Annotated in this window: 6 protein-coding genes; all 6 read left to right on the top strand. The window is 54.7% G+C overall.

What is annotated here, in order from left to right:
• Positions 1-86: 86 nt before the first annotated feature.
• The 6 genes from PQG80_RS13010 (at position 87) to PQG80_RS12985 (ending at position 12,684) form a co-directional block, all read left to right on the top strand.
• A complete protein-coding gene (locus PQG80_RS13010; protein WP_271751798.1) occupies positions 87-1,253 on the top strand; it encodes an MFS transporter in 1,167 nt (388 codons plus the stop codon).
• A gap of 229 nt (positions 1,254-1,482) precedes the next feature.
• Positions 1,483-2,253, top strand: a complete 771-nt coding sequence (locus PQG80_RS13005; RefSeq protein ID WP_271751797.1) for an SDR family NAD(P)-dependent oxidoreductase — start codon at positions 1,483-1,485, stop codon at positions 2,251-2,253.
• Positions 2,254-2,621: 368 nt separating this feature from the next.
• The gene (locus tag PQG80_RS13000) at positions 2,622-7,580 is read left to right on the top strand and encodes an InlB B-repeat-containing protein (protein WP_271751796.1); all 4,959 of its coding nucleotides are present in this window, start codon (positions 2,622-2,624) and stop codon (positions 7,578-7,580) included.
• Positions 7,581-7,687: 107 nt separating this feature from the next.
• Complete coding sequence (locus PQG80_RS12995) at positions 7,688-9,427, top strand: sensor histidine kinase (protein ID WP_271751795.1); 1,740 nt, start codon at positions 7,688-7,690, stop codon at positions 9,425-9,427.
• Positions 9,424-10,779 carry a response regulator transcription factor gene (locus PQG80_RS12990; protein ID WP_271751794.1) on the top strand — a complete coding sequence of 452 codons (1,356 nt, stop codon included), beginning with the start codon at positions 9,424-9,426 and terminating at the stop codon, positions 10,777-10,779. The genes PQG80_RS12995 and PQG80_RS12990 overlap by 4 nt, the downstream gene beginning before the upstream one ends.
• A 201-nt stretch (positions 10,780-10,980) precedes the next feature.
• Positions 10,981-12,684: a type 2 periplasmic-binding domain-containing protein gene (locus PQG80_RS12985; protein ID WP_271751793.1), complete on the top strand. Its 1,704-nt coding sequence runs from the start codon at positions 10,981-10,983 to the stop codon at positions 12,682-12,684.
• Positions 12,685-12,693: the final 9 nt, after the last annotated feature.

The following is a 12,693-nucleotide window of genomic DNA, read 5'->3' as shown; positions in this document are numbered from 1 at the left end:
AGGCTCCATGATTCACCGTTGATCTCGCAAGCGGCAAGGATTATGCTAGAGGCATCTTGCGTAATCTGATGCAAAGGAAGCTGCTTATGACAACACCGGTTCGGCTCTCCTATTTCTATTTATTCTATTTTTTTATTTACATGGGCAACGCGGTATACGGCACGTTCATCCCGCTTTACTTCCGCGATGCGGGATTCGATTCTTCGCAGATCGGCATCCTGCTTGGCATCGGCCCGCTCGTTGCCATCTTCGCGCAACCGGTATGGGGAACGTTAAGCGACCGGGCCAAAACCAAAAACACCATATTATTGTTGCTAATTGCCGGGAGCGGAGGCGCCATGCTGCTGTATCCGTTATCCGACGGGTTCGGCTACTTACTCGGCATGATCAGCATCTTCACCTTCTTTCAGGCTTCGATTTTCGCCCTCAGCGACGCGATTACGCTTGAAGAACTGGATCGGCATAGATGGGCAGGCGGGTTCAGCCGGATTCGGCTGGCGGGCACGCTCGGATTCGCGCTCATGTCGATCGCGTTCGGCTTGATTGCCGAGAAGCGGGTAGATCTATTGTTTGCGGTCTACGCGATGGTCATGGCGGTGTCCTTCATGTTTGTCCTCCGCTTTCCGTCCGTCGTCGGCCATCAGACAGATGGACGGCGCATCCGGATCTGGATCTTATTTCGTAATCGCAAGCTGGTATTTTATTTGGCGGTTAATTTCGTTCTTCATATCACACTAGGATACTATTATTCGTTTTTCCCCTTATATTTTCAGGAATTGGGCGGCAGCAACGCATGGCTCGGTTGGTCGATGGTCATATCATCGCTGAGCGAGGTTCCTTTCCTGCTGCTGGCAGGGAAGATATTTCAACGGGTGCGCATCCACTACATCCTGTTCGGAGCAGGCATCGCGGCAGCTCTGCGGTGGTATTTGCTCTCGGCCATCCATGATCCCTATTGGACGATTCCGGTGCAGGTGCTGCACGGCTTGATCTTTATCGTATTGTCCGTCACGATGGCTACCGTGATCAACCGGGAAGTGCCGGATGAACTCAAAGCGAGCGGACAGACGCTAAACGCCCTATTGTGTCTGGGCGTCGCCCGCTTGATCGGGAGCTACGCGGGCGGAGAAGCGAGCGAGATCTGGGGGATGCGCGACGTGTTCATGTACAATGCGGTGCTCGCTATCGGCTGCATTGTCGTGTTCGCGGTCTTGTTCCGGCGGATGGACGGTCGTTCTACGCAATCGACGTAACTCTCTCAAGCTCCGAACCACCACGTCCAACCGGACGTGGTTTTTTGTTGCTGGTGGTACCGCGTTGGAGGAACCCCGGGGCGGGAGGTCGAATTGTACGACACCGAAAGTTTGTCGCCACGGTTGCGGGTAAAGGTCTAAAGAAGCGCGGAAGGGATAACCTTATGCTACTGGAAATGTTCAAGCTAGACGGCTGTGGGACGATCATCCATGGTAAGGGGGACTTCGCATGAAGGAAGCGATCATGAGCTTTGAGAATAAGGTTGCGATCGTCACTGGCGGCGCCATGGGCATCGGAGCGGATATCGCGCGTAGGCTGCTGATGGGCAAGGCCAAGGTGGCGATTGCGGACGTTAGCGAGCGAGGCGAGGCCGTCGCGGCAGGATGGCGGGAGAAAGGATTCGACGCGATGTTCGTGTCCTGCGATGTGACTTCGGCAGCGGACGTGTCCCGGCTCGTCTCGCAGACGGAACAGCGTTACGGGACGATCGATATTCTCGTGAACAACGCGGGCATCTTTCCGCGCGCCACGCTGCTTGACATGGATGAGGCACTGTGGCACCGCGTGCTGGACGTGAACCTCAAGGGTACGATGTTGACCTGTAAAGCCGTGCTTCCCGTCATGGTTCGCGGAGGCGGCGGCAGCATCGTCAACATCGGTTCCTTGCATCATGCCAAGGGGGCGGAGGATACGCTGGCGTACGCAGTAGCCAAAAGCGGGATCGTGACGTTCACGCGCAACGTAGCCGCAAGCTCTGCCAAGCATCGGATACGGGCCAATGTCGTCCATCCGGGCTGGGTCATGTCCGAAGGCGAGACGGCTCGGATCGAACAAGCCGGCACCTTGGCGGAGGCAAAGCGGATGTCCAGCCGGCTGCCGCTGGGCCGACACCAGACCGGCGAAGACATCGCGAACGCCGTCGCCTTTTTCTGCTCGGAGCTGGCCTCGCAGGTAACCGGTCAAGAGCTGGCCGTGGACGGCGGTATGAGCGTCGTTTAATGGATTTTCTGAGAGCTGAGTCTCCTGGTAAAGAACGTTATGCTATCCGCACGCGATCCACGCTTCACTAGAGACGGCAAACAACGAAACCACGTCCAACTAGACGTGGTTTCTTGTTGTTGGTGTAGCATGGATCCATCCGGTTGCTGCTTGCAATCTACCTCTTTCGCGTGATAGGCCGGCTAATTCTAGGACTTATGCAATAAACAAGGTTAGGTATTCCGACGAAAAGAGGATAGAATTTTTTCGCGCCGTTTTTTTGTAATCGCTTAATAATCGTCTAGTTTCGATATCGATATCTACCTCGAAAAAAAGGGGGAGGTGATATATTAACTTGGCAATATAAAAAGATTGGAAGGGGAATTCATTTGAGCAGGAAATGGAATAAGGTTTTGGCGCATGTACTCGTTTGGTGCATGGCGGTCGTTTCGTTCCCGTTTGTCACCGCTACAAATCCGGTATTCGCAGAAGAGCCGATAGATGCGCCGTTTACGGCGTCGGCCGCCGCTGGCGGCGGCACGCCGGAACGCATCCGGGACGGCGTTATTCTGCACGCCTTCGACTGGAATTTAAACGTTATACAGGAGAACCTGCAGGCGATCGCCGACGCAGGCTACACGGCGATTCAGACGTCGCCGATCATGGGCAGTTCCTCCGGGGGGACCGGCTGGGCTTCTTCCTATACGCCCCGCAATATGGTCGCCGGCGGCAACGGCAACAAATTCGGCGACAGGGACGCGTTCGTCAGCCTGACCTCCGCCGCCAACGCGCTTGGCATCAAGGTCATCGTCGACGTGGTGGCGAACCATATGGGCGCTGCCGCCAACTCGGATGCCCCGTGGAACGACAGCACGTATTTCCACAATGTGACCGGCAATGTAGGCTACAATGATCGTTTCCTTCTGACCCAGCCGGAGATGATCAGCGGACTGAGGGATCTGGACACGCATTCCAAGTTCGTTCAAGACGCCTACATCGCGTACTTGAAGGACATCATCGACGCCGGCGCGAGCGGTTTCCGCTATGACGCCATCAAGCATATCGAGCTGGACGACGACGCGCCATCCCCCGCAAGCATCGCCGCGGGCGCAGCGAATCCGAAGTATGCCGACGGAAAGTTCGCCAGCGATTACGTGAAAAACGTGACCGGCGCCGCCAAGGCTTACCTGGAGGAGAAAGGCAAGGTCAACTTCCAGTACGGCGAGGTGCTGCAAGGGGGAGACCCCAACATGGACAGGATGCAAGGCTATGCCAAGTATATCGACCTGACGGCTTCCAAGTATGGGCATGATGTACGCGGCGTCCTCGAGGTCGGGGATATCGGTCGTCTCGACAAATGGGCGGATTACGGCGCCGAGGGTCTGACGGCCGACCGGCTGGTGCCTTGGGTAGAATCCCACGACACTTACAACAACGAAGGGGAGTCCCTGAGCTTCAGCCCGAAGCAGATCAGACAGGGCTGGGCGATGATCGCCGCACGGAAGGACGCCTCGCCTCTTTTCTTCGCCCGTAACGTCAATGCCGACGGCACGCAGCGAGCCAACGTGCGGACTGCGGACAACGTCGCCAACAGCAAGCCTCAATGGACGCATCCCGAGGTCGTGGCCGTCAACAAGTTCCACAACGCCATGGCGGGACGCGACGAGAATCTGGTAAGCCTCGGCAACAACGCCGTCATGATCGAGCGCGGCACGAACGAGGCCGGCGGCGGCGCGGTACTGGTTAACACGAGCAAGACCGACCGCGTGCTGGGTAGCGTGCCTGTGAAGTTCCTGAAGGATGGCTTCTACGTGGACGTGCTGAACCCGAGCAACGTATTCACCGTAGCGAACGGCAGAATGAGCGGGACTCTTCCCGGCAACCCTGCCAAAGTATCCAATACCGACACCAATCCTAACCCCGGCCTCGTGGTGCTGATGGAACGGGAGAGCGCGACGCCCGCCATTCTGGCCGCCTTGCCGAGCGACGACGATGTCATCGCGGGCAACAGCTTTACGGGCAATCAACTGAAACTGAGGCTGTCGGCGGTCAATGTCACCGAAGCGATGTATGCCGTTAACAACGGTGTCGCCGCGAGCTTTGTCAACGACGACATCATCATCGTGAGCGGCAATTACAACGATCCTATCGCCGTGTCGCTGATGGGCCGGGAAGCCGGAGGCAAGTGGATGATCCGGGAATTTACCTACACGCGGGTAGAGCCTGAAAAAGCGGCCGCGCCGCCGGTAGCGGAGCCGACGCACGTCAACGTTTATTTCTCCATCAACCGGCATGCGAACTACCAGGCTTGGGGCACCTTCGACTACGGAGTAAGGGCTTACACGTTTAACCCCGAGCTGTTCGGCGGATGGCCGGGCGGCACGATGACGAGAATGAAATACAACGGCGCCGACACCCATTGGTATACGATTAAAATGCCGCGTGCTGCCGTCGGCGGGATTATCTTCAACACACGCACCAACGCGGACGTCCAACAACAATCCAATCAACCGGCGATTACCGCCTCCATGCTCAATAATGAGCAATTGTATTTCTATGGCACCAGCAATACGCTGACGAACTTTAACATCAACGGCTCGTCCGATACCGGCAATAACGCCCGCGCCAACTGGGACACGGCGTTTGCCGCAGGCAACAACATCGGCTACGCGACCAGCGGCGTATTCCCGCCGGGACGCAACGGCGTGATCTTCGACACGTCGGGCGGCAGCGCGGTCGCCAATCAATATGTCCGGGAAGGCGCAAAAGCGACCCGGCCGGCAACCGATCCTACGCGCAGCGGGTACCTCTTCGACGGAAAATGGTACATTGACGCGGGGATGACGCAGGTCTATGACTTCGACAAGCCCTTGGTCAACCCCCTCGGCGAAAATAACATCTATGCGATGACCCTTTACGCCGGATGGATCAAGCTGGATGCGGACAAAGCCTTGGTCAATTTCAATGCCCAGGGCGGCAGCCCGGTCATGTCCGTCGCCAACGTCGTATACGGCACCAAGATCGCCGCGCCGCAGCCGCCGGTCCGAAACGGTTATACGTTCGGCGGATGGTACAAGGATGCGGAGTTCAAGAACGAATGGAACTTCGGCACGGATACGGTGGCGGCGTCGACGACGCTCTTCGCCAAGTGGAACCTGGTATCCTACGCGATCGCTTATAGGGACGGCGCAGGCTCCGCCGTCATGCCGGGCACCGAACCGGCGGCCTATACGATCGTAACGCCGGCGCTCGATCTGATCGCGCCGAGCCCGAAGGAAGGCTATTCCTTCGTCGGCTGGTTCACCGATCCGCAATTCAAACCGAGCTCCAAGCTCACCAGCATTGCGGAGGGCTCCGTGGGCGATCTGACGCTGTACGCCCGCTTCGCGGCGAACAGCTACAATGTCGCGCTGGATCCGCAGAGCGGATCGGGCGGTACGGCAAGCGTATCGGTCTCTCATGGCGGCAAGCTGCCGATCGGCATCACCCCGCCGGAAAGAGCCGGCTACGTGTTCAGAGGATACTATGACAACACGGACGGAATAGGCCAGCAGTACTACAACAGCAACGGCGTCCGCGTGTTCGAGGGCAACTGGTCGACCGCGTCCGTCACCAACCTTAACGCGCACTGGGTTCTCCAGGGAGATCTGGACGCAGAAGCGGTATCGGATGCGGTCGCGGCGCTCGAAGTGGGCTACGCCGAAGGCAACGATGCAGCGCTCGTCACGGGTAACGTGACGCTGCCCACTTCCGCAGCGGGCGATGTGGCCATCTCCTGGTCCAGCGACAAGCCAGAAGTCATCAGTGCGGCGGGCGCAGTCGTTCGTCCGGCGGCAGGCGAGTCGGACGCTACCGTGGTCCTGACCGCGACGTTAACGAAGGGTGAAGCGACCGACAAGAAAACCTTCACGGTCGTCGTCAAGTCGATGACGATCGAAGACCGGACGGCGCTCCGCCAGGCGATCGATGCAGCGCAAGCCTTGCTGGACGGGGCGGTCGAGGGCGCAAACCCGGGACAATATCCGGCAGGCTCCAAGGCTGTGCTGCAAGCGGCCATCGCGGCGGCTGAAGCGGCATACGGTAATTCGGCCGCTACAGCGCAGCAATTGGACGATGCGCTGACAGCTCTGGCAACGGCGGCGGATACATTCAAGAAGGCGGTCATTACGCAAGGTCCGGTCATCGTACCTGATCCGGGAACGCCGACACCAACGTCGACGCCGACACCGACGCCGGCCGGCGACAACAAAGTCGTTACGACCTTTAAAGATGAAGATCTGAAGCGGTTAAGCGGAGATCAGGTTCTGAGCGCAGCGAAGGAAGCGACGCAGGTTCTGCTTCCGATCCAGGCTGCCGACCTGACCGGCAACAAGCCGATCCGGATCCAGTTTAACGCCATCTCCGTCGAGCTCCCTGCGGAAGTTCTGAGCGCAGCGCAATTGAGCGCAGCAGGCCAGTCGACAGCCAACACGAAGATTTCGCTGCAGGTTGCTCCCGTCGCGCAATCCAATACGGAAGAGCTCCAGAATGCCGGTCTTCTGAACCGCGCTTCCGTCAAGGTCGTCGGACAAATGTATGATTTCTCGCTATCCATCGTGACCGACAACAAAGAAGCGAAAAAGATCAGCGAATTTGCGAAGCCGCTCACGCTTCGGTTCGCGCTGGAGGGAGCGGTCGATAAGGATCTGACGGGCGTCTTCTTCATCGGCGACCGAAATGAGCTTCAATACGCAGGCGGTAAGATCGAGAACAACGTCATTTCCGCGCAAGTTCGTCATTTCAGCACCTATGCCGTGCTGGAAGTGAACAAGAGCTTCAGCGATGTCGGCGAGTCTAACTGGGCTTCTCTAGCCATTAAATCGCTTGCCGCGAAGCAGATCGTAAACGGAACGACGGAGACGGAATTCTCGCCTAAGCGTTCGGTATCGAGAGCGGAATTCGCCGCGCTGCTGGCGAGGTCGCTTGGTCTCCAATCGACAGGCTCGAATCCGTTTAAGGATGTCAAGGTCAACGCATGGTACTCAGATGCGGTGACGGCTGTATATGAAGCGGGAATCGTAACCGGCCTCGGCGAGCAAAGGTTCGAGCCGGCTCAGACGATCACCAGGCAAGAAGCGGCCGTCATGCTGATGCGCGCCTATGCTTTCCGAAGCGGGAACCATGACGCTCCGGCAGCAGGCTCTGCATTCGCGGATCAGGCAAGCATCAGCGCTTGGGCGCAGGATGCCGTGTCGCAGGCAAGCGCGCTAGGTCTCTTGAAGGGCAAGGGCGCGAACGCCTTTATGCCGCTGACTTCCCTGACGCGCGCAGAATCCGCGCAGATCGTATACTCGCTTTTGAATAGCTAATTCGCAGCCATAAGCCCTATTACCGAAAGGTATGGGGTTTATGGCTTGCTTATCATTATTTTATGGGCAATCCATGATAAGATAAGGTGAGATCGGGAGGGAAGATAGTGAAGTTAGGTTTTATATCCAAGCGTTTTCGGCAATTCACGTTTAAACATCGAATTATCTCAATATTTTTCCTGATTGTACTGATCCCCTTCGTTTGTCTGGGATTGGCCTCTCTCTTTACGATTAATTCGATCCTCGCCAACAAGGTCGGCACCTCCCTTCAGAGCAACCTCAAGCAAGATTTGTTGATTTTGGACAATACCTTAAACAACCTGAACCATGTTTCCCAGCAGCTCGCTTTCGGCGGAGGGACGAACAGGATTCTGGAGCAGCTGCATGAAGAGACCAGCCGATTCGAGATTATTAGACTTCGGAATGACATGAAATACGAGCTGAACGTCGTTACCTTTTCGAACCCTAACGTCGGATTGACCTTGTACTACAATGAAAATACCGGCGAATATGATTTTGAGAATTTTATGGTTAGAGAATCCTTTAATCCAGCGCTGCTTCCAATTATGGAAAGTTATCCGGAAATCACTTATTTCGGTCCGCATAAAAGCTATAATAGATCGTCCAATCAATTGGTTTTTAGTATCATGCGAAAAGTAAATGTGTCGAACCAGGACATTTATCTATACGTAGAGACAGGCTTTAATACGGCTCAGAAGCTCTTGCAATCCAAATCCACGGACAGCAGGTCGCGCAATCTCCTCATTCTCAATAATGAAGGCAGAATTACGTACTCCCAGGATGAAGTGAATTTTCCGTTGAACAGCCTATTTCCTGCCGCCGGCAAAAAAGTAACGTCGGGCATAAACGGACAATCCGTATGGCATAAAGAAACAAGCAATCAAGGCTGGAGTCTCGTGTCGATCGTGCCTAAAAAGGAATTGAACCGAGAGAAAAATCAATGGTTCTTGCAAATCGCTTTATATTTCTTGTTATTTGAACTAGTCGCGATCGGTCTTGCTTTATTGATGTCGAGAATGGTCTACAAGCCGCTAGAGCGATTTAACATGGAAATCAAAAATTTGGTGCAATCCAACGCCAAGGACAACACCGAATTAACGAATATACCTGAATTCGATTATCTTCTCTTTAAAATTCGCGTGATGAAGAAGAAGGTATGGGAGTTATACGCGGAAATCGAACAGAAGGAAAAGCGAAGAGCGGATTTAGAGGTAGAGAAACTGTTGTACCAGATTAATCCGCATTTTCTGATGAATACGCTCGACACCGTGCATTGGCTGGCGATGATGAACGGACAGGAGGAGATCGACAAGCTAACGCTCTCCCTCAACAAGCTATTGCAGTACAACTTGGGGAAAATGGGCGGTGGCACGACCATTCAGGGCGAGGTGGAGGCTTTAAACGAATATCTGCAGCTTCAGAAAATCAGATACGACTTCCAATTCGACGTCGATATCGATGTGGACGAGGAAGCGATGCAGCTCGAGATCCCGCGGTTCATCCTTCAGCCGTTGGTGGAGAATGCGCTCTATCATGGCGTAAGCGACGACGGTTATGTCCATGTCGATATCCGGTTAAACGAGGAACTGGAAATTAAGGTGCAGGACAACGGGGTCGGCATGACGCCGGAGAAAATCGAACAGCTGCTCCATGACGACCCCCTGGACGGCCAGAAGGTAGGGATGGGAATCGGCATGAAGTACGTGATCCGGATACTGGAGTCCAATTATGGAGATCGGGCAACGTTTACGATTAAGAGCGAGATTGGCAACGGAACGATCGTTTCCTTAAGCTTGCCTGTTTATAGAGGTGAACAAAAATCGTGATTCGCGTACTGGTTGTCGATGATGAGAAAATCGTTCGAATAGGCCTGGTCAGCTTCATGCCATGGAAGGAATTCGGAATGGAAGTCGTCGGGGAAGCGAATAATGGCGAGAACGCGCTGAAGTTTATCGAGAATAACAAGGTGGATTTATTGTTAACGGATCTCTCGATGCCGGTCATGTCCGGCATTGAGTTAATGAAGGAGGTAAGCAAGCACCATCCGCATATCCAGGTGGTGGTGTTGACGCTGCATACCGATTTCGAATACGTGCAGGAGGCGCTGCGTCTTGGCGCCATCGATTATATCGCCAAGACGCAGCTCGAGAAGGAACAGTTCGAGGATGTACTGGGGAGAATCGCTTCCTTGTTGGATAAGAAGAAGCTTGGGGTTCAACAAACGGAAACGAGTCAGGTCGATCGGATTTATGTCGTCTATACGTTGAATCCGCATAGCGATGATCCGAAATGGGACGCAGCCTTGCCCAAGGACGCCGTTGAAGTCGAAATGGGCGTATGGTACTGGGACGATATGCCAACGGCCGCTTGGACAACGGGCGCAGGCCACGCCCTTGTTTGCTTCCGCGATCTGAAGGAACTGGACCGCAAGGCGATCGTGCAGCTGATTCGGACCTACCGCAGGAACGGCTTTTTTTATGACTATGATCCGGCGCAGTCGCTTCGCGTCATCCATCGGGACGAGGTCGTGAACATCGGGAAAGATAGCGGTCATGACCTGAATGAGTTGAAACGAAAATGGCTGTCTCCGGATTGGATCTACGAGGATCCCTTTTTCGATCGTTTGCTTCAGGAGCTGAAGGCGGTCAAGCTTCCGCCGATTCGATTGACCCGATTGTTCTTCTCTCTTACGGATGAGTGGAACCGGCTGTATGGCCAAACGATGGGAATCCATATCGCGATGGAAGACTCGTTTCATTACTTCCTGCAATTCGCAGCATGGTTAAGCGGCGCAAGGGACGCGATCCGGCATGCGAATATCAAACCGCAGTTCTCGCTTGAGATTCAGAACAGTATCGCGAAGGCGACGAATCTGGCCCAGACGATGATGAGTCAATCGCTCACGGCGGGAGAAATGGCGCAGATGGTCAATATGAGCAGCAGCTATTTCAGCCAATGCTTCAAGCAGATCGTGGGTAAAACGTACACCGATTATTTAAGGGAAATCCGCATGGAGCGGGCCAAGCATTATTTATTGAATACGACCAAGACCATTCAATGGATCGCGGAACAGGTCGGCTATAACGACGATAAATATTTCAGCCGGTTATTCCGGGAGCATGTAGGCGTGCTGCCAAGCGACTACAGACAAGCGAGCGTTCATGATAAGCACAGCTAACGTCAACGAACCTATTCGCAAGCCAAGTAGAAAATCGTCCGAAAACAGGTTAGATAGTTTTCGGACGATTTTTTTATTTTCGCGATCTTCATCGTATTCTCATCCTTACTGGCACGGATCTTCTAACGCGGCCCATGCGCATGAGGAATTATAATAAATCTGCAAGGATGCGAAATGAATAAACCATCTGGGGGAAAGAAAATGAATAAGAGTTTCAAGACCTTGGCAGTCGGTCTGACCGTTGCGATCAGCTTGGGCGCATGCGCAAGCAACAACAACGCGGACAACAACGCATCCGGCAGCGCCAGCCCTGCGGCAAGCAGCAGCTCGAGCGGCGCCGCGCCGACGGGTGCAGCCGTCGATCCCATGGGCAAGTTCCCGGAACCGGTCGAAGTATCGCTCGGCAGAAGCGTGGATCCTACCTACAAATACGAAGGCGAGGATACGGCCGAAGACAACGTGTATACGCGCTGGCTGAAGGATTCCTACAACATCGTCGTTAAACATGAGTGGGAAGCCGCCCCGGCCGATTACGGTCAAAAGGTAAGCTTGGCGATCGCAAGCAACAACCTGCCGGATGCGATGCTCGTTAACGAAACGCAGCTTAGACAAATGGTGAAGGCCGGTCAGCTGGCCGACTTGACGGAAGTATACGACCAGTACGGCGCAGAACGGCTGAAGCAGATTTATAAGACGAATCCGGGCCTTCTCGAAGGCGTAACCTTCGACGGCAAGCTGTACGCGCTGCCCGAGACGACGCTGCCTTCGGCACCGATGACCTGGATCCGCAAGGATTGGCTCGACAAGCTCGGACTCGAAGCGCCGAAATCGCTGGAAGACCTCGAGAAGGTCGCGAAAGCCTTCATCGACAATAAAACGGGCGGCGAAAACACGCTCGGAATCGTAGGCACGCAGCAGGGCGGATCGCTTTATTCTACGTTCCTGTCTTCCGGCGACCATTTCATGAACTTCTCGTCGTTGTTCTTCGCCAACGACGCCTATCCGGGCATCTGGGTGAAGGATGACGGCGGCAATGCCGTATACGGCTCGACGACGGCCGAGACCAAGGCAACGTTGGCCTTGATGCGCGACTGGTACGCCAAGGGCATCTTGGACAAAGAAATCGGCTTAAGAAAAAGCTCGAAGGAGGCGCTGACAAGCGGGCAGGCGGGCATCTTCTTCGGCCCTTGGTGGTCGCCGTACGATCTGCAGGACGCGATCAAGAGCAACCCGGAAGCCAACTGGAGACCTTATGCCGCGCCATTGAACGATGCGGGCGTATTTAACTCCAACCAAGCGACGGGCAGCAACTTCATCGTCGTGAATAAGAAATACGAGCACCCGGAAGCCATTATCAAAATGCTGAATCTGCACGTGTCCGAAAAAGCCGAGAGCTATAAAACGGCCGTAGGCAAAGAAATGACCTCTCAGGAAATTCCGTTGTTCCTGATCATGGGCTTCGGCGACCAACTGCAGTACGCGGTAAAAACGACGCAGAAGGTGCTTACGGGCGAAATGAAGCTTGAGGAAGTCGACAAAGTGAACTACGGCTTTACTTACGAGCTTTCCTCGCACGTTAAAAACATCAAAAAAGAGCCGTTCGACAACTATGACATTCAATACTGGGATCAAAAAACGGATCCGGACTTCTTCGCCCATGTCTACGCGCATCTGAACGGCGGATCTACGTTCGTGGACGCGGACGTCAACTACGTGAAGAGTATCGCGACGGCCCAAACCAAAACGATGCAAACCAAGTGGACCAACCTGAAGAAGCTCGAGGACGAGACCTTCCTGAAAATCATTATGGGGATCGCTCCGGTCGACGAATTCGATACCTTCGTCGCGAAGTGGAAGCAGCAAGGCGGAGACGATATTACGGCGGAAGTCAATGAACTGAAATAAAGGATCATG

It is taken from the genome of Cohnella rhizoplanae (assembly GCF_948329515.1).
In the GTDB taxonomy this organism is placed as follows: Bacteria; Bacillota; Bacilli; order Paenibacillales; family Paenibacillaceae; genus Cohnella; species Cohnella rhizoplanae.
Note: the sequence above shows the minus strand (reverse complement) of the source record. Positions and strands in the feature narration are given on the sequence as shown.